Origin of the sequence: Pseudomonas fluorescens (assembly GCF_003732425.1) — a bacterium.
Classification (GTDB): Bacteria; Pseudomonadota; Gammaproteobacteria; order Pseudomonadales; family Pseudomonadaceae; genus Aquipseudomonas; species Aquipseudomonas fluorescens_BE.
On record NZ_MOBX01000014.1, the window covers coordinates 179,799 to 198,382 of the forward strand.

Genomic DNA, 18,584 nt, shown 5'->3' on the forward strand with positions numbered 1-18,584 from the left:
AAACGGCAGGAGATGGCTCAATTTCATAGGTGAAACGCATGACTAAGCCTGTACCCGATCCACCCGAAGAAAAACCAACCCCACTCGAAGAAGCCCTCCGCGCCGAAGACCTCGCCCGAAACCGCGAAGCTATCAAACGCGCCCTCGATTTCTACCTCATCCCCGAAACCAGAAAACCGCGCCAACCCAGCACGATGTTCATGGTCTGTCCCAACGTCGACACCGAAAGTCTGCTCGCCCATGCCTGTGAATCACTGGCCTCTGCCAGCGCCGCAGCCAGCAACTTTGCCAATGAGCTGAGCGGTTTGCAGCGAAATACGGTGTTGGGGATCCAGCAGATCATCATGCTGGCGGAGCTTGCGGTAAACCGGGCGCTGGATCGGGTTGATCCGCAAACCTGAGGACCGCGTCATCGTTTATCGCGAGCAGGCTCACTCCTACATTTGGAATGCGTTCCCCTGTAGGAGTGAGCCTGCTCGCGATGACGCCAGAACAAACAACACAAATCCCGGACACAAAAAAACCGGCGATCATTGTCTGATCGCCGGTTTTTCATTCAGCCCACATCACATCACTGCATCAACACTTCAATCGAGCCATCAGCGGTCATGCTGACCTGACTGGTGCCCGCTTCAACTTCCGGCGTCACTGGTGCCGAATCCATGGCCGCCGCTTTCATCATCATCGGCGCGCGCAGGTACGGTTGTGGATAACCGTTGCTGTTGAGGTTCAGGTTGACGATTTTGTAGCCCTTGCCGCCCAGTGCATCGGTGGCCAGTTGGGCGCGCGCCTTGAAGGCCGTCACGGCTTCTTTGAGCAACTGATCTTCGCTGGCCTTGCGAGTCGGGTCGGCGATGGCGAAGTCCATGCCGCCCATTTTCAGGTCACCGAGCAGTTCACCGGTGAGTTTGGACAGGGCGGCGAAGTCGGCGCTTTCCAGGCGCAGTTCGGCGCGTTCGCGCCAGCCAGTGATCTTCTGGCCTTTGGTGTCGTAGATCGGGTAGCTGTTGCGGCTGCCCTGGCGCAGGGTGATGTCTTTGACTTGCTTGGCCTGGGCCAGGGCCTTGTTCATGGTGGTGCTGACGTCGGCGGCGAGTTTGGCCGGGTCGGTGTTTTGCTCTTCGGTATAGAGCGTGACGATCATCAGGTCGCGGGCCACTTCCGTGCTGACTTCGGCGCGCAGGGCAATCTGGTTGTAGTGCAGCTCATCGGCGGCCAGGGCCGGAAGGCTGGCGATGCTGCCGACGGTCAGGGCGAGAAGGGCGGCGCTGCGGCGGAATGTGTGCATGAAGGCTCCTTGATGAGGGCGCAGGTGTTGGATCGGGCCTGCGTGAAACCATCAGACTCTAGCTTTTATGATCCGGTTCGCCCAGTTACAACTTCTATACAGATGGCCGGGGCTGCTGTGCAGCCCTTCGCGAGCGGGCTCGCTCCCACCTTTGAAATGCGTTCCCCTGTGGGAGCGAGCCTGCTCGCGAAGGCGTCCCTATAGCCGCCGAAAATGTTTTCGCCATGTGGTCGTTTGCCGCACTTTCGCCTCTGGAGGCCGCGGCTTGGTTATACTCCGTGCGATCCGCCTGGAGCGCTCATCAGGAGAGCTCATGCTCGCCCCCGTACAATTGACTTCCGCCACTCGCCAGAACCTCTGGCGGCTGACTTTTATCCGCACCCTGGTGCTCGCCGCGCAGGCCGGTTCCGTGGGTCTGGCCTACTGGCTGCAATTGTTGCCGTTGCCGTGGGTGCAACTGGCGATGACCCTTGGCTGCTCGACGCTGCTGTGCGTGTTCACCGCCGTGCGCTTGCGCACTTCGTGGCCGGTGACCGAACTCGAATATGCGCTGCAATTGGCCTGTGATCTGGTGATCCACAGTGCACTGCTGTATTTCTCCGGCGGCTCTACGAACCCCTTCGTTTCTTATTATCTGGTGCCGCTGACCATCGCCGCGGTGACGCTGCCGTGGCGCTATTCGGTGATTCTCTCCGGCATTGCGCTGGCGCTTTACACCTTGATGCTGACGCGTTTCTATCCGCTGGAAACCCTGCCGGTCGCCCGTGAAAACCTGCAGATCTACGGCATGTGGCTAAGCTTCGCGCTCGCTGCGGCAGTGATCACGTTTTTCGCCGCGCGCATGGCTGAGGAGCTGCGCCGCCAGGAAGAACTGCGCGCGATTCGCCGCGAAGAAGGCCTGCGTGATCAGCAATTGCTCGCCGTTGCCACCCAGGCCGCCGGCGCCGCCCATGAACTGGGCACGCCGCTGGCGACCATGAGCGTGTTGCTCAAGGAAATGCAGCAGGACCATCCTGACCCGATGCTGCAGGATGATCTGAAAGTGCTGCAGGATCAGGTCAAGTTGTGCAAGGAAACCTTGCAGCAACTGGTACGCGCCGCTGAGGCCAACCGGCGTCTGGCCGTCGAGATGCAGGACGTCACCGATTGGCTCGACGAGGCGCTGAACCGCTGGCACCTGATGCGTCCGGAGGCCAGTTACCGCTTCCACCGGCTCGGCCAGGGCACGGTGCCGCGCATGGCGCCGCCGCCGGATCTGACTCAGGCCTTGCTGAATTTGCTCAACAACGCCGCCGACGCCTGCCCGGAAAACCTCAAGGTAACCCTGGACTGGGACACGGAAACCGTGACCATCAGCATTCGCGACCACGGCGCTGGTGTGCCGCTGGCCATCGCCGAACAGATCGGCAAACCGTTTTTTACCACCAAGGGCAAAGGTTTCGGCCTGGGCCTGTTTTTGAGCAAGGCCAGCGTGACACGCGCCGGCGGCTCAGTGAAACTCTATAGTCATGAGGAAGGCGGCACGCTCACCGAGCTGCGCCTGCCCCACGGCGCCCGAGGAGACCAACATGAGTGACGAAATCCAAGTCGAAGGCGAAGAACTGCCGCATTTGCTGCTGGTCGACGACGACGCAACGTTTACCCGAGTGATGGCCCGCGCGATGGCTCGCCGTGGCTTTCGCGTCAGCACCGCCGGTTCCGCCGAGGAAGGCCTGACCATCGCCCAGGCCGATCTGCCGGACTACGCCGCGCTGGATCTGAAAATGGACGGCGATTCCGGCTTGGTGCTGCTGCCGAAGTTGTTGGAGCTGGACCCGGAAATGCGCGTGGTGATCCTCACCGGTTACTCGAGCATCGCCACCGCGGTCGAAGCGATCAAGCGCGGCGCCTGCAACTACCTGTGCAAACCGGCCGACGCCGACGACGTGCTGGCGGCTTTGCTCTCCGAGCACGCCGACCTCGACAGTCTGGTGCCGGAAAACCCGATGTCGGTCGACCGCCTGCAGTGGGAACACATCCAGCGCGTGCTCACCGAGCACGAAGGCAACATCTCCGCCACTGCCCGCGCCTTGGGCATGCACCGCCGCACCCTGCAGCGCAAACTGCAGAAGCGCCCGGTTCGTCGCTGAACCTGCGCTGAACGACCATCGCCAGCCCTCGCGATGAAACGCACCGATCAACTATGATCGGTGCGTGTCTGTTCTTTTCTATATCGAGCCTTATCCATGAATCAGAACGCTGAATATTCCGCGGTCAACGACGCTGTGCGCGGGCAGTTTTTTCGCAAAGTGTGGGCGATGATCACGCCTTATTGGCGCAGTGAGGAGAAGGTCAAGGCCTGGACGCTGCTGATTGCAGTGATCGCACTCTCGCTGCTCAGCGTGGGCATCTCGGTGTGGTTCAACACCTGGTACAAGGATTTTTACAACGCCCTGCAGAAGAAGGATGAAGCGGCGTTCTGGCGCTTGATTCTGTATTTCTGCGGGATTGCGGCGGTGGCCATTGTTGGGGCGGTGTATCGGCTCTATCTGACGCAGATGCTGACGATTCGCTGGCGGGCCTGGCTCACTGAAAAGTATTTTTCCCGCTGGCTCGCCGACAAGAATTACTACCAGCTGGAGCAGGGCGGTTATACCGATAACCCGGACCAGCGGATTTCCGAAGACCTGAACAACTTCACCTCCAATACCCTTGAGCTGGGTATCGGACTGCTGCGCAATATCGTCAGTCTGGTGTCGTTCTCGATCATTCTGTGGGGCGTGTCGGGCAGCATCGAAGTCTATGGCATCACCATTCCCGGCTACATGTTCTGGTGCGTGCTGGTTTACGCCGTGGTGGGCAGTTGGCTGACGCATTTGATCGGTCGTCGTTTGATCGGCCTGAACAACCAACAACAACGCTTCGAAGCCGACCTGCGTTTTTCCATGGTGCGGATTCGCGAGAATGCCGAGAGTATCGCCTTGTACAACGGCGAACCGAATGAGAACCGCCGGCTGAGCAACCGTTTCGGGATGGTCTGGCATAACTTCTGGGACATCATGAAAGTGTCCAAGCGCTTGACGTTCTTTACCGCCGGTTACAGTCAGGCGGCCATCATCTTTCCGTTTATTGTGGCTTCGCCGCGTTACCTGTCCGGCAAGATCGAACTCGGTGAGCTGATGCAGATCAGCTCGGCATTCGGCAACGTTCAGGAAAGCTTCAGCTGGTTCATCAATGCATACCAGAGCCTCGCTTCCTGGCGCGCTACCTGTGATCGTCTGCTGAGCTTCCGTCAGGCCATGACCGATAACGAAGAGCGTGCCCCGGCCATCGATGTGCAGAATCAGGGCAGCGAGTTGAAAGTGCATAACCTCGGACTGGATCTGGCCGACGGTCGTCATCTGCTGACCAATGCCGACATGACCGTTGAACCGGGCGAGCGGGTGATGCTCAGCGGGCGTTCCGGCAGTGGCAAGTCGACGCTGTTGCGGGCGATGGGACATCTGTGGCCGGCGGGGCACGGCAACATTCGCTTGCCGGCGGCGCGGTATCTGTTCCTGCCGCAGAAACCGTATCTGCCAATCGGCACCCTGCGCGAAGCCTTGAGTTATCCACAACCGGGCGACACCTACGCGCCGGAACGTTATGCACAAGTGCTGGAAACCTGCCGCTTGCCGCATCTGGTCGCGCGGCTGGAGGAGGCCAATCACTGGCAGCGCATGCTCTCGCCGGGCGAGCAGCAACGACTGGCCTTCGCTCGGGCAATGCTTTACGCACCGCAGTGGCTATACATGGATGAGGCAACTTCGGCGATGGATGAGGAAGACGAAGCGACGCTGTATCAGGCGTTGATCGATCAATTGCCGGGGCTGAGCATTGTCAGCGTTGGCCATCGCAGCAGTCTGAAACGCTTCCATCCACGGCATGTGCGGATCGACAGCGGGCGTCTGGTCGAACAGGCCGTAGCCGTCTGAAGACCCACCTGTGGGAGCGAACCTGCTCGTGAAGGCGTCATACCGGTCGACAAGTTTGTCGCCTGAAACGACGTTTTCGCGAGCAGGCTCGCTCCCACAGTAGGGCAATGTGATCTGGGCGGTGATCGTACAACCCGCTTGAGCTATGATGGCCGCAAGCCGAACTTTCGAGACAAGATACAAATCATGGAAAAGCTGATCGACACCCCGCGCCTCCCCCGCAAGCGCCGCAGCCTCGCCCAGGAATTGGTGACGGTGTTGAGCGAGCAGATTCGTGATGGCCTGCTCAAGCGCGGTGATAAACTGCCTACCGAGTCGGCGATCATGGAAGCTCATGGCGTCAGCCGTACCGTGGTCCGCGAGGCGATTTCCCGTTTGCAGGCCGCCGGCCAGGTGGAAACCCGCCACGGTATCGGTACTTTCGTGCTCGACACGCCAAGCCCGAGTGGTTTCCGTATCGACCCGGCCACCGTCGTTACCCTGCGCGACGTATTGGCGATTCTCGAATTGCGCATCAGCCTCGAAGTGGAATCCGCCGGCCTCGCGGCACAACGCCGCAGCCCCGAGCAACTGGCAACCATGCGCGCTGCGCTCGACGCCTTGAACGAAAGCGCCGCTCATGCCAGCGATGCGGTGTCATCGGACTTTGCTTTCCACCTGGAAATCGCCCTGTCCACCGGCAACCGCTACTTCACCGACATCATGACTCACCTGGGCACCAGCATCATTCCGCGTACGCGGCTGAACTCGGCGCGCCTGGCTCACGATGATCAGCAGCACTACATGAGCCGCCTGAGCCGTGAACACGAAGAAATCTACGACGCAATTGCCCGTCAGGATTCCGATGCGGCCCGTGCAGCGATGCGTCTGCATCTGACCAACAGCCGTGAAAGACTGCGCCAGGCCCATGAAGAGGCGCAGGCGCAGAGGGGTTAAGTCGTCAAGCCTCGATCCGCAACGTCAACGCCTGCGAAAACGGCTCCATACTCGACTCGTCGGAAAACTTGTAGCGCAATTCAACCTCTGTGTTCAGGTACGGACGCAGCACCTCTTTGGGGATCTGCAACTCGATCCCCGTCAGTTTCTCCAACTCGTCTTCAGCATCGTCCCAAGTGCCAGTGTTGACTTCCTCACCTTCCCATTCCGGCTCTTCCGGGTCGTCGCCGAGAATCGGGTAAACGCTCCAGTTCGCCGGGAAATCGCTGGAATCCGGGACCTGTGCAATCAGGACAGCGGGCAGCGTCGATAGCTGAAGAGTGAGAGTGTCGGAGGCCGAAGCGGCAATTTGCGAAAGGGTCGGGGCAGCGTAATTCATGGACATTCGGTTTCCTTCGAGTGGTCCGCCACGATCCTTCGTGGCAGTCCTCGCACCTTACCCGGCGTGGTAGCAGCGCTCAGTAAACGAATCTTGACCAGACATTTCTGCAATGTAATCCAGTAAAAACGGGCCTTTGCGCTGGTTCGTGCTGTGGTTTAAACACGGTTGTCCGACAAAAAAACACCGACAACGATGAAATGCAGTTGACGGTTATCTTTTAAGTTGTACGATGACCTACAACTTCGGCGAAGGCTGAACGGTCCACTCACAAAAAACGTTGCTACCAGGGTGTTCGAATAATGAATCCACAAGAACTGAAGTCCATCCTCTCTGCCGGCCTGCTGTCCTTCCCGGTGACCGATTTCAACGCGCAGGGCGATTTCAACCGCGCCGGCTACATCAAACGTCTGGAATGGCTGGCTCCGTATGGCGCTTCAGCCTTGTTCGCCGCCGGCGGTACCGGTGAGTTTTTCTCCCTGGCCGCCAGCGAATACTCGGAAATCATCAAGACTGCCGTCGACACTTGCGCCACCAGCGTGCCGATTCTGGCCGGTGTCGGTGGTTCGACCCGTCAGGCCATCGAGTACGCTCAGGAAGCCGAGCGTCTGGGCGCCAAAGGCCTGTTGCTGCTGCCGCACTACCTGACCGAAGCCAGCCAGGACGGCGTTGCCGCTCACGTTGAAGCTGTGTGTAAATCGGTCAACATCGGCGTGGTCGTCTACAACCGCAACGTTTGCCGCCTCAACGCGCCGCTGCTGGAACGTCTGGCCGAGCGCTGCCCGAACCTGATCGGCTACAAGGATGGTCTAGGCGATATCGAGTTGATGGTGTCGATCCGTCGCCGCCTCGGTGATCGCTTCAGCTACCTGGGTGGTTTGCCGACCGCCGAAGTCTACGCCGCTGCCTACAAGGCTTTGGGCGTGCCGGTTTACTCCTCGGCGGTGTTCAACTTCATCCCGAAAACCGCGATGGACTTCTACCACGCGATCGCCCGTGAAGATCACGCCACCGTTGGCAAGATCATCGACGACTTCTTCCTGCCGTACCTCGACATCCGCAACCGCAAGGCCGGTTACGCCGTGAGCATCGTCAAGGCAGGCGCGAAAATCGCCGGCTATGACGCAGGCCCGGTGCGGGCACCGCTGACCGACCTGACCGGCGAAGAGTACGAAATGCTCGCTGCGCTGATCGACAAGCAAGGTGCGCAGTAACACCCGATAAAAAGCGAGGCCGCTGAGCAATCAGCGGCTTTTTGCGTGAAGGCTTTGAGATGTGAGGGCTGCCCCTGTGACAACTGCAAAACGCTACGACAACTACATCAACGGTGAGTGGGTTGCCGGTGCCGACTACTCGGCCAACATCAACCCGTCGGAACTGAGCGACACCATCGGCGATTACGCCAAGGCTGATCTGACTCAGGTTCACGCCGCCATCGACGCCGCCCGCGCCGCGTTCCCGGCATGGTCGACCTCAGGTATTCAGGCCCGTCACGATTCGCTGGATAAAGTCGGCAGCGAAATTCTCGCCCGTCGCGAAGAACTCGGCACCTTGCTGGCCCGGGAAGAGGGCAAGACCCTGCCCGAGGCCATCGGCGAAGTGACCCGCGCCGGCAACATCTTCAAATTCTTCGCCGGTGAATGCCTGCGTCTGTCCGGCGACTATGTGCCGTCGGTGCGTCCGGGCGTCAACGTTGAAGTGACTCGCGAAGCGTTGGGAGTGGTCGGTCTGATCACCCCGTGGAACTTCCCGATCGCCATTCCTGCCTGGAAAATCGCTCCGGCGCTGGCCTACGGCAACTGCGTGGTGTTGAAACCGGCTGATCTGGTACCGGGTTGCGCCTGGGCACTGGCGGAAATCATCTCTCGCGCAGGCTTCCCGGCTGGCGTGTTCAACCTGGTGATGGGCAGCGGTCGCGTGGTTGGCGATGCGTTGGTGCAGAGTCCGAAAGTCGATGGCATCAGCTTCACCGGTTCGGTGGGCGTGGGTCGGCAGATCGCGGTCAACTGTGTGTCGCGGCAGGCCAAAGTACAACTGGAAATGGGCGGCAAGAACCCGCAGATCATTCTCGACGACGCCGACCTCAAACAAGCGGTTGAGCTGTCGGTGCAGAGCGCGTTCTACTCCACCGGCCAGCGTTGCACAGCGTCGAGCCGCTTGATCGTGACTGCCGGGATCCACGACAAATTCGTCGAAGCCATGGCCGAGCGCATGAAGTCGATCAAGGTCGGCCACGCGCTGAAATCCGGCACCGACATCGGCCCGGTGGTTTCTCAGGCGCAGCTGGAACAGGACATGAAGTACATCGACATCGGCCAGTCCGAAGGTGCGCGTCTGGTCAGCGGCGGTGGTTTGGTGACCTGCGACACCGAGGGCTACTTCCTCGCGCCAACCCTGTTTGCCGACAGCGAAGCGTCGATGCGCATCAGCCGTGAAGAGATTTTCGGCCCAGTGGCCAACATTGTTCGCGTGGCGGATTACGACGCGGCACTGGCGATGGCCAATGACACCGAGTTCGGTTTGTCGGCGGGTATTGCGACCACGTCGCTGAAGTACGCCAACCACTTCAAGCGTCACTCGCAAGCCGGGATGGTGATGGTCAACCTGCCGACCGCTGGCGTCGATTACCACGTTCCGTTCGGTGGCCGTAAGGGCTCATCCTATGGCTCACGTGAACAAGGCCGCTATGCGCAAGAGTTCTACACCGTGGTGAAAACCGCCTACGTAGGCTCCTGATACACGCAATACCCCTGTAGGAGCCGCCGCAGGCTGCGATCTTTTGATCTTGATTCTCTGGCGTCTCGGATGACGCCGAAGATCAAAAGATCGCAGCCTGCGGCAGCTCCTGCAGGGAACCCGGAACACCGGGAAAAACAACAGATTCACCCGCGCATAAAAATAATCAGTGGGAGTACATCTACATGCAATCGTCCAAGCCGACTCACGTCCGCTATTTGATCCTGCTCATGCTGTTTCTGGTGACCACGATCAACTACGCCGACCGGGCCACGATCGCCATCGCCGGCTCCAGCCTGCAAAAAGATCTGGGCATCGACGCGGTCACCCTCGGCTATATCTTCTCCGCATTCGGTTGGGCCTACGTGGCCGGGCAAATTCCCGGTGGCTGGCTGCTCGATCGCTTCGGCTCGAAAAAAGTCTATGCACTGAGCATCTTCACCTGGTCGCTGTTCACCGTGCTGCAAGGCTTTGTCGGTGAGTTCGGCATGTCCACAGCGATTGTTGCGCTGTTCATGCTGCGCTTCCTTGTGGGTCTGGCCGAAGCGCCTTCGTTCCCCGGCAACGCGCGCATTGTCGCGGCGTGGTTCCCGACCGCTGAACGCGGCACCGCTTCGGCGATCTTCAACTCGGCGCAGTACTTTGCCACCGTGTTGTTTGCACCGCTGATGGGCTGGATCGTTTACAGCTTTGGCTGGGAGCACGTGTTCATTGTCATGGGCATCCTCGGCATCATCTTCTCGCTGGTCTGGCTGAAAGTGATCTACAGCCCGCGTGAACATCCGCGCATCAACGAGGCTGAGTTCAACCACATCGCTGAAAACGGCGGCATGGTCGACATGGATCAGAAGGGTAAAAAGTCCGACGGTCCGAAGTGGGATTACATCCGTCAGTTGCTGACCAACCGCATGATGCTCGGCGTGTATCTGGGCCAGTACTGCATCAACGGCATCACTTATTTCTTCCTGACCTGGTTCCCGGTGTATCTGGTGCAAGAGCGTGGCATGACCATTCTCAAGGCCGGTTTCATTGCCTCGTTGCCGGCGATCTGCGGCTTCATCGGCGGTGTGCTCGGCGGGGTGATTTCCGATTACCTGCTGCGCAAGGGGCATTCGCTGACCTTCGCCCGCAAGGCTCCGATCATTGCTGGCCTGCTGGTGTCGAGCAGCATCGTCGCCTGCAACTATGTTGATGTGGAATGGATGGTCGTTGGCTTCATGGCCCTGGCCTTCTTTGGCAAAGGCGTTGGCGCATTGGGCTGGGCGGTGGTCTCCGACACTTCGCCAAAACAGATCGCCGGTCTGAGCGGTGGCCTGTTCAACACCTTCGGCAACATCGCTTCGATCACCACGCCGATCGTGATTGGCTACATCATCAGCTCCACCGGCTCGTTCAAATGGGCACTGGTGTTCGTCGGTGCCAACGCACTGGTCGCGGTGTTCAGCTATCTGGTGATCGTTGGCCCGATCAAACGTGTGGTACTCAAAGAGCCGCCAACCCATGGCGATGCTGAAGCCACCGGCAAATTGTCTCAAGCGCATTCCTGAGGAGCGGCGTCATGCAGTTGATTGAACATTCCGACTCGCCGCGCTACATCCGCCTGCACGAGCGGGACAATGTGGTGGTAGTGGTCAACGACCAGGGCGCACCGGCCGGCACTGAGTTTGCCGATGGCCTGGTGACGCTGGAATTCGTGCCGCAGAGCCACAAGGTCACCCTCGAAGACATACCCGAGGGCGGCCAAGTGATTCGCTACGGTCAGGTGATCGGCTACGCCTTGCAGCCGATCCGCCGCGGCAGTTGGGTCAAGGAAGATCAACTGCGCATGCCGACTGCGCCGCCGCTGGACAGCCTGCCGCTGTCCACCGACGTGCCGGACGCGCAGGCACCGCTGGAAGGCTTCACCTTCGAGGGTTACCGCAACGCTGACGGCACCGTCGGCACGCGCAACATTCTCGGGATTACCACCACGGTGCAATGCGTCACCGGCGTGCTCGATCACGCGGTGAAACGCATCAAGGAAGAGCTGCTGCCGAAGTATCCCCACGTCGATGACGTGGTGGCACTGACCCACAGTTACGGTTGCGGTGTAGCGATCACGGCGACCGACGCCTACATCCCGATTCGTACCGTGCGCAACCTGGCACGCAATCCGAATCTCGGTGGTGAAGCGCTGGTGATCAGTCTGGGCTGCGAGAAATTGCAGGCCGGGCAGGTGATGCACGAGGACGATGCGTCGGTGGATCTCAGCGATCCATGGCTGTATCGCCTGCAGGACGCCAGTCACGGTTTCACCGAGATGATCGAGCAGATCATGGCGCTGGCGGAAGTCCGTTTGAAGAAGCTTGATCAACGCCGCCGCGAAACCGTGCCGGCGTCCGAGCTGATCCTCGGCATGCAGTGCGGCGGCAGCGATGCGTTTTCCGGGATCACCGCCAACCCGGCGTTGGGTTATGCGTCGGATTTGCTGTTGCGTGCGGGGGCGACGGTGATGTTTTCTGAAGTCACCGAAGTGCGCGATGCGATTTACTTGCTGACTTCACGCGCCGAAAGCAAAACCGTCGCCGAGGAACTGGTGCGCGAGATGGACTGGTACGACCGTTACCTGGCCAAGGGTGAAGCAGATCGCAGCGCCAACACCACGCCGGGCAACAAGAAGGGCGGGCTGTCGAACATTGTCGAGAAGTCGCTGGGCTCGATCGTCAAATCCGGCAGCAGCGCGATCAATGGCGTGCTCGGCCCGGGTGAGCGTTTCAAGCAGAAGGGTTTGATTTTCTGTGCGACCCCGGCGAGTGATTTTGTCTGCGGTACGTTGCAGTTGGCGGCAGGGATGAACCTGCACGTGTTCACTACCGGGCGTGGCACGCCGTATGGTCTGGCGATGGCACCGGTGGTGAAGGTGTCGACGCGCACGGAATTGGCACAGCGCTGGCCGGACCTGATCGACATCGATGCCGGGCGGATTGCTACGGGGCGGGCGACCATCGAGGCGTTGGGTTGGGAGCTGTTCCACTATTACCTGGATGTGGCGAGCGGCAAGCAGCAGACATGGGCGGAGAAGCACAAACTGCATAACGACATTACCTTGTTCAACCCGGCGCCGATTACTTGACCCTGTGGCGAGGGAGCTTGCTCCCGCTGGACTGCGTAGCAGTCCCATCTTTTGGGGCCGCTTCGCGACCCAGCGGGAGCAAGCTCCCTCGCCACAAGTGTTGATCGTTCCCTCGCAGAGCATGGGAACGATCGGGGTGAAAGTGGCTTATCATTAGCCCCCTAACGACGCTCACCCAAGGCTCCCCGGCATGCTGGCAATTTTCCTCGAAACCCTGAATATCACCGCGCCGGTGTTTGCCATGCTGTTTCTCGGTGTGCTGCTCAAGCGCATCGACTGGATCAACGACAACTTTATCCACACGGCCTCGTCGCTGGTGTTCAACGTCACCATGCCGGCGCTGCTGTTCCTCGGCATTCTGCATGCCGATCTGCACGCCGCACTGCAACCGGCGCTGCTGATCTACTTCTCCCTCGCCACGCTGGTGAGCTTTGCCCTGGCCTGGGGCTGGGCGATTTTCAAATGCCCGCGTGAAGATCGCGGCATTTATACCCAAGGCGCGTTTCGCGGCAACAACGGGGTGATCGGTCTGGCACTGGCGGCGAGCATGTACGGCGATTACGGGATTTCCCTCGGGGCGATTCTCGCGGCGCTGGTGATCCTGTTTTACAACACGCTATCGACCATTGTGCTGGCGGTGTACAGCCCGGTGATCAAGTCCGATCCGTGGAGCATCTGCAAAAGCGTGTTCAGCAATCCACTGATCATCAGCGTGATTGCGGCGGCGCCGTTTGCCTATTTCAAAATTGGCTTGCCGGGTTGGCTGGAGACCTCCGGTCAGTATCTGGCGCAGACCACCTTGCCACTGGCGCTGATCTGCATTGGCGGCACGTTGTCGCTGGCGGCGTTGCGCAAGAGCGGCAGCATGGCGCTCAGTTCCAGCCTGGTGAAGATGATCGGTTTACCGGTGCTGGCAACGCTGGGGGCCTGGTTGTGGGGCTTTCGCGGGGCGGAGTTGGGGATTCTGTTTCTGTACTTTGGCAGCCCGACCGCGGCGGCGAGTTTTGTCATGGCCCGGGCGGCGCAGGGCAATCATGAGCTGGCGGCGGCGATTATCGTGATGACCACGTTGATGGCGGCGATTACTACCAATATCGGGATTTTTGTTTTGCAGTGGGGTGGGTGGATATAAAGGCAAGATCAAAAGATCGCTGCCTGCGGCAGCTCCAACATGGGAATGCGCTCTCCTGTAGGAACTGCCGAAGGCTGCGATCTTTTAGCTTTTCTCGTAACTGTCGATCACTTCCTGCGCCGCGCGAAACGCATCGATCGCCGCCGGCACACCGGCGTATACCGCGCAATGCAGCAACGCTTCACGGATCTCGTCTACCGTGCAGCCATTGTTCAGCGCGCCGCGCACATGGCCTTTCAACTCTTGCGGGCACTTCAGCGCCGTCAGCGCGGCGAGGGTGATCAGGCTGCGGGTTTTCAGCGGTAGACCTTCGCGATTCCACACGCCACCCCAGGCGTGTTCATTGACGAAATCCTGCAGCGGCTGGGTGAACTCGGTGGCGTTGCCCAGCGCCCGATCAACAAACGCATCGCCCATTACCTGGCGGCGGACTTCTACCCCGGATTGCTTCGATTCGGTCATGGCGTATCACTCTTGTGGTGTTGGCGGCGCCAGGCGCGGATCGACGTGAACAGCAAAAACGTCAACAGCGTCGGCAAGACATAAAACAGCATCAGCCGCTCAAGCTTGCCGGCCAGTGGCATGCCGGTGGTGAACGACACCACGTGCAACCCGTACGCCAGGTACAAACCGAGCAACAGCAAACCTTCGGCGCGCGTCACGCGGTAGCCGGAATAGAACACCGGCAGGCACAGCGCGGCGACGCCGAGCATCACCGGCAGGTCGAAATCCAGCGCGTTCGGAGATACCGACAGCGGCGTCGGCGCGATCAGTGCGGTCAGGCCGAGCACGCCGAGCAGGTTGAACAGGTTGGCACCGATTACGTTGCCGACGGCAATATCCCGTTGCCCGCGCAAAGCTGCGATCAATGAGGTCGCAAGCTCTGGCAGTGAAGTGCCGACGGCCACCACGGTCAGGCCGATCACCCGCTCGGAGAATCCAAGATCGGTGGCCACCACGACGGCGGCGCCCAGCAGCAGATGCCCGGCAAACACCAGCATCGCCAGACCGATAACGATCATCAGCAGGCTACTGAACCAGGAGGCCTGTGCTGCTTCAGGTTGTTCTGAATGCGGTCGCGTCGAATGCCGTGACTGGCGAAACAGCAAACCGAGATACAACGCCAAAGCCGCCAACAACAGGATGCCGTCGACGCGTCCGATTTCTTCATTCCATGCCAGCACGAATACCAGCAGGCTGGCACCGATCATCAGCGGAATATCCAGGCGCACCAGTTGCCGCGAGACGCGTAGAGGAATGACCAGCGCGGAAAGCCCGAGAGTGACGAGGATATTGAAGATGCTGCTGCCGACCACGCTGCCAACGGCGATGTCCGGGTTATGCGCCAACGCCGCTTGCAGGCTGACGGCCATTTGCGGCGCGCTGCTGCCGAGGGCGACGATGGTCAGGCCGATGATCAGCGGCCGTACGTGCAAACGGGCCGCCAGACGTACCGCCGCGCGTACCATCAGCTCGGCGCCGAAGATCAGCAGGCACAGACCTGCGAGCAATTCGATCACGCTGATCAGGGGTAAATCGGTCAGTCCGAAAATGGTCAGCGCTCCATCAGTCAAGGGCCTGCACACGAACTCGCGCGGTGCCGCTGCGCAGCATGCCGAGCTGTTCGGCGGCTTCGCGGGACACGTCGATCAGGCGCCCACGGGTATGCGGGCCGCGGTCGTTGATGCGGACCACGACGGATTCGTCGTTTTTCAGGTTGGTGACCTTCACCCGCGTGCCGAAGGGTAGCTGGCGGTGGGCGGCGGTCAGAGAATTCTGGTTGAACGGCTCGCCACTGGCGGTGCGTTTACCGTGGTGTTTGGCACCGTAATAAGAGGCGACGCCGGTCTGGTCGTAACCGTGCGGGTCGATGGTGTCGGTGCTGGCGCAACCGGCCAGGAGAGAGAGCAGGGCGCAGCTGATGAACAAACGCTTCATTCAAAGGTTCCCAAAACTGATTGTGGCGAGGGAGCTTGCTCCCGCTCGGCCGCGAAGCGGTCGCAACCCGGCAAACGCATACTTACCGAAAGAATGCATTGTCCGATTTGGGCCTGCTGCGCAGACCAGCGGGAGCAAGCTCCCTCGCCACAGGGATCGGAGCCAGTAATAACTACTGCTGGCTCCATTGTGGTCAGCCTTCGAGCTTGCTTTTCAGCAGTTCGTTCACTTGCTGCGGGTTGGCTTTGCCTTTGGACGCTTTCATCGCCTGACCGACAAAGAAGCCGAACATCTTGCCGCGTTTGGCTTCATCCGCCGCACGGTATTGTTCAACCTGTTCGGCGTTGGCTGCGAGCATTTCGTCCAGCACTGCCGAGATCGCGCCGCTGTCGGTAACCTGCTTCAGGCCGCGTTTCTCGATGATCTCGTCCGCGCTGCCTTCACCGTTGGCCATCGCTTCGAACACCACTTTGGCGATCTTGCCGGAGATGGTGTTGTCCTTGATGCGCTGCAGCATGCCGCCCAACAGTTCAGCGGAAACCGGCGACTCGTCGATGTCCAGGCCTTGCTTGTTGAGCAGGCTGCCCAACTCGACCATCACCCAGTTCGCCGCCAGTTTGGCGTCGCCGCCGATGGCTGCAACTTTCTCGAAGTAATCCGCTTGCTCACGGCTGGTGGCCAGCACGTTGGCGTCGTAGGCCGACAGACCGAACTGGCTCTGGAAGCGCTCGCGTTTCTGCGGTGGCAGTTCCGGCAGGGTGGCGCGCACTTCGCCGAGGAACGACTCTTCGATGACCACCGGCAGCAGGTCCGGATCGGGGAAGTAACGGTAGTCGTTGGCTTCCTCTTTCGAACGCATCGGACGGGTTTCGTCCTTGTTTGGATCGTACAGACGGGTCTGCTGGATCACTTTGCCGCCGTCTTCGATCAGCTCGATCTGACGCTGGATCTCGGTGTTGATCGCCTTCTCGATGAAGCGGAACGAGTTGACGTTCTTGATCTCGCAGCGGGTGCCGAACTCAACCTGACCTTTCGGACGGACCGACACGTTGCAGTCGCAACGCAGCGAGCCTTCGGCCATGTTGCCGTCGCAGATGCCCAGGTAACGCACCAGTGCGTGGATCGCCTTGACGTAAGCCACGGCTTCCTTGGCGCTGCGCATGTCCGGCTCGGACACGATTTCCAGCAGCGGCGTGCCGGCACGGTTCAGGTCGATGCCGGTGGCGCCGTTGAATTCTTCGTGCAGGCTTTTGCCGGCGTCTTCTTCCAGGTGCGCGCGGGTGATGCCGACACGTTTAACGGTGCCGTCTTCCAGAGCGATGTCCAGGTGGCCCTTGCCGACGATCGGCAATTCCATCTGGCTGATCTGGTAGCCCTTGGGCAGGTCCGGGTAGAAGTAGTTTTTACGGGCGAACACGTTGTGCTGACCGATCTCGGCGTCAATCGCCAGACCGAACATCACCGCCATACGCACCGCTTCCTGGTTCAGCACCGGCAACACGCCGGGCATGCCCAGGTCGATCAGGCTGGCCTGAGTGTTCGGCTCGGAACCGAACGTGGTGGAACTACCGGAAAAGATTTTCGACCGGGTAGTGAGCTGAGTGTGAATCTCCAGCCCGATCACGACTTCCCATTGCATGTGTGTCTCCTCAGAAGCCGGTTGGGGTGCGGGTGTGCCAGTCAGTGTTGAGCTGATACTGGTGCGCAACATTGAGCAAACGGCCTTCCTGGAAATACGGCGCGAGCAATTGCACGCCCACCGGCAGACCGTCGACAAAACCGGCCGGCATCGACAGGCCCGGCAGGCCCGCGAGGTTGGCGGTGATGGTGTAGACGTCTTCCAGATAGGCAGCGACCGGGTCGCTGTTCTTGGCGCCGAGTTTCCAGGCCGGGTTCGGCGTGGTCGGGCCGAGGATGATGTCGACCTCATTAAAGGCAGCCATGAAGTCGTTCTTCACCAGGCGACGGATCTTCTGCGCTTTCAGGTAGTAGGCGTCGTAGTAACCGGCGGACAGCGCGTAGGCGCCGACCATGATCCGGCGCTGCACTTCAGGGCCGAAGCCTTCGCCACGGGAGCGCTTGTACAGGTCGATGAGGTTTTCCGGGTTCTCGCAGCGGTGGCCGAAACGCACACCGTCGAAACGCGACAAGTTCGAAGAGGCCTCTGCCGGCGCAATCACGTAGTACGCCGGAATCGCGTGCTGCATGTTCGGCAGGCTGATTTCCTTGATGACGGCACCGAGCTTCTGCAGCTCTTTGATGCTGTTCTGGATCAGCTCGGCGATGCGCGGGTCGAGACCGGCGCTGAAGTACTCCTTCGGCACACCGATGCGCAGGCCTTGCAGCGAGTCGCCGAGACTGGCGGAGTAATCCGGCACTGGCTCATCGATGCTGGTGGAATCGTTCTGATCGAAGCCAGCCATACCTTGCAACAAAATCGCGCAGTCTTCGGCAGTGCGCGCCAACGGGCCGCCCTGATCGAGGCTGGAGGCATAAGCGATCATGCCCCAGCGCGAAACGCGACCGTAGGTCGGTTTCAGGCCGGTGAGGTTGGTGAACGCGGCGGGCTGACGGATCGAACCGCCGGTGTCGGTGGCCGTCGCTGCAGGCAATAGACGAGCGGCAACCGCCGCCGCCGAACCGCCGGACGAACCGCCCGGCACGTGTTCCAGGTTCCATGGGTTTTTCACCGCGCCGTACCAGCTCGACTCGTTGGCCGAACCCATGGCGAATTCGTCCATGTTGGTCTTGCCCAAGGTCACGGCGCCGGCAGCCGCCAGTTTCGCGACCACGGTGGCGTCGTACGGGGCTTTGAAGTTGTCGAGCATCTTCGAGCCGCAGCTGGTGCGAATGCCCTGGGTGCAGAACAGGTCTTTGTGAGCGATCGGCGCACCGAGCAGGGCGCCGCTCTCACCGTTGGCCCGGCGGGCATCGGCGGCTTTCGCCTGCTCGAGCGCCAGCTCTTCGGTGAGGCTGATGAAACTGTTGAGCTGCGGATCGAGCTGGGTGATGCGCGCCAGCAGGACTTTGGTCAGCTCTTCGGAGGAAAACTTTTTATCGGCGAGACCGCGGGCGATCTCGGCCAGAGTCATTTGATGCATTGCAGGCTC

17 protein-coding genes are annotated in these 18,584 nt (G+C 60.3%); 10 read left to right on the top strand and 7 right to left on the bottom strand.

Annotation, left to right across the window (positions count from 1 at the left end; translation table 11 throughout):
• Window positions 1-38: 38 nt before the first annotated feature.
• A complete protein-coding gene (locus tag BK670_RS17835) occupies window positions 39-401 on the top strand; it encodes a DUF6124 family protein (protein WP_123451635.1) in 363 nt (120 codons plus the stop codon).
• 170 nt (window positions 402-571) lie between these two features.
• Here BK670_RS17835 and BK670_RS17840 read toward each other — a convergent pair whose 3' ends face one another.
• Window positions 572-1,288 carry an SIMPL domain-containing protein gene (locus BK670_RS17840; RefSeq protein WP_123451637.1) on the bottom strand — a complete coding sequence of 239 codons (717 nt, stop codon included), beginning with the start codon at window positions 1,286-1,288 and terminating at the stop codon, window positions 572-574.
• Window positions 1,289-1,601: 313 nt separating this feature from the next.
• On the opposite strand from BK670_RS17840, the gene BK670_RS17845 reads away from it, so the two are divergent.
• From BK670_RS17845 to BK670_RS17860, 4 genes are all read left to right on the top strand, one after another.
• Window positions 1,602-2,864 (top strand): ATP-binding protein, encoded by a 1,263-nt coding sequence (locus BK670_RS17845; RefSeq protein ID WP_123451639.1) that lies wholly within the window; start codon window positions 1,602-1,604, stop codon window positions 2,862-2,864.
• Window positions 2,857-3,417, top strand: coding sequence for a response regulator transcription factor (locus tag BK670_RS17850; protein WP_003221630.1), 561 nt, complete (start codon window positions 2,857-2,859; stop codon window positions 3,415-3,417). Before BK670_RS17845 ends, BK670_RS17850 begins: the two co-directional genes overlap by 8 nt.
• 96 nt (window positions 3,418-3,513) lie before the next feature.
• Window positions 3,514-5,241, top strand: coding sequence for an ABC transporter ATP-binding protein/permease (locus tag BK670_RS17855; RefSeq protein ID WP_123451641.1), 1,728 nt, complete (start codon window positions 3,514-3,516; stop codon window positions 5,239-5,241).
• Window positions 5,242-5,427: 186 nt separating this feature from the next.
• Window positions 5,428-6,177, top strand: coding sequence for a FadR/GntR family transcriptional regulator (locus BK670_RS17860; protein WP_123451643.1), 750 nt, complete (start codon window positions 5,428-5,430; stop codon window positions 6,175-6,177).
• A 4-nt stretch (window positions 6,178-6,181) separates the two neighbouring features.
• Here BK670_RS17860 and BK670_RS17865 read toward each other — a convergent pair whose 3' ends face one another.
• On the bottom strand, window positions 6,182-6,562 hold the full coding sequence (locus tag BK670_RS17865) for a hypothetical protein (RefSeq protein WP_123451645.1): 381 nt from the start codon (window positions 6,560-6,562) through the stop codon (window positions 6,182-6,184).
• Between the two features lie 296 nt (window positions 6,563-6,858).
• On the opposite strand from BK670_RS17865, the gene kdgD reads away from it, so the two are divergent.
• The 5 genes from kdgD to BK670_RS17895 all read left to right on the top strand — a co-directional run bounded on the left by kdgD (window position 6,859) and on the right by BK670_RS17895 (window position 13,536).
• Window positions 6,859-7,770, top strand: a complete 912-nt coding sequence (kdgD, locus tag BK670_RS17870; RefSeq protein WP_007915340.1) for a 5-dehydro-4-deoxyglucarate dehydratase — start codon at window positions 6,859-6,861, stop codon at window positions 7,768-7,770.
• A 76-nt stretch (window positions 7,771-7,846) separates the two neighbouring features.
• Window positions 7,847-9,292: an aldehyde dehydrogenase family protein gene (locus tag BK670_RS17875; protein ID WP_123451647.1), complete on the top strand. Its 1,446-nt coding sequence runs from the start codon at window positions 7,847-7,849 to the stop codon at window positions 9,290-9,292.
• Window positions 9,293-9,477: 185 nt separating this feature from the next.
• The gene (locus tag BK670_RS17880; protein WP_123451649.1) at window positions 9,478-10,839 is read left to right on the top strand and encodes an MFS transporter; all 1,362 of its coding nucleotides are present in this window, start codon (window positions 9,478-9,480) and stop codon (window positions 10,837-10,839) included.
• 11 nt (window positions 10,840-10,850) lie between these two features.
• Window positions 10,851-12,404: a galactarate dehydratase gene (gene garD / locus BK670_RS17885; RefSeq protein ID WP_123451651.1), complete on the top strand. Its 1,554-nt coding sequence runs from the start codon at window positions 10,851-10,853 to the stop codon at window positions 12,402-12,404.
• A gap of 190 nt (window positions 12,405-12,594) precedes the next feature.
• Window positions 12,595-13,536 carry an AEC family transporter gene (locus tag BK670_RS17895; RefSeq protein ID WP_123451655.1) on the top strand — a complete coding sequence of 314 codons (942 nt, stop codon included), beginning with the start codon at window positions 12,595-12,597 and terminating at the stop codon, window positions 13,534-13,536.
• Window positions 13,537-13,620: 84 nt separating this feature from the next.
• On the opposite strand, the gene BK670_RS17900 is transcribed toward BK670_RS17895, so the two are convergent.
• From BK670_RS17900 to gatA, 5 genes are all read right to left on the bottom strand, one after another.
• Window positions 13,621-13,998 (bottom strand): carboxymuconolactone decarboxylase family protein, encoded by a 378-nt coding sequence (locus tag BK670_RS17900; protein ID WP_123451658.1) that lies wholly within the window; start codon window positions 13,996-13,998, stop codon window positions 13,621-13,623.
• Window positions 13,995-15,056 (bottom strand): calcium/sodium antiporter, encoded by a 1,062-nt coding sequence (locus BK670_RS17905; protein WP_123452828.1) that lies wholly within the window; start codon window positions 15,054-15,056, stop codon window positions 13,995-13,997. The genes BK670_RS17900 and BK670_RS17905 overlap by 4 nt, the downstream gene beginning before the upstream one ends.
• Before the next feature lie 46 nt (window positions 15,057-15,102).
• The gene (locus BK670_RS17910; protein WP_123451660.1) at window positions 15,103-15,474 is read right to left on the bottom strand and encodes a septal ring lytic transglycosylase RlpA family protein; all 372 of its coding nucleotides are present in this window, start codon (window positions 15,472-15,474) and stop codon (window positions 15,103-15,105) included.
• Between the two features lie 193 nt (window positions 15,475-15,667).
• Window positions 15,668-17,113: an Asp-tRNA(Asn)/Glu-tRNA(Gln) amidotransferase subunit GatB gene (gene gatB / locus BK670_RS17920; RefSeq protein WP_123451664.1), complete on the bottom strand. Its 1,446-nt coding sequence runs from the start codon at window positions 17,111-17,113 to the stop codon at window positions 15,668-15,670.
• A gap of 10 nt (window positions 17,114-17,123) precedes the next feature.
• Window positions 17,124-18,575, bottom strand: a complete 1,452-nt coding sequence (gatA, locus tag BK670_RS17925) for an Asp-tRNA(Asn)/Glu-tRNA(Gln) amidotransferase subunit GatA (RefSeq protein ID WP_064585968.1) — start codon at window positions 18,573-18,575, stop codon at window positions 17,124-17,126.
• Window positions 18,576-18,584: the final 9 nt, after the last annotated feature.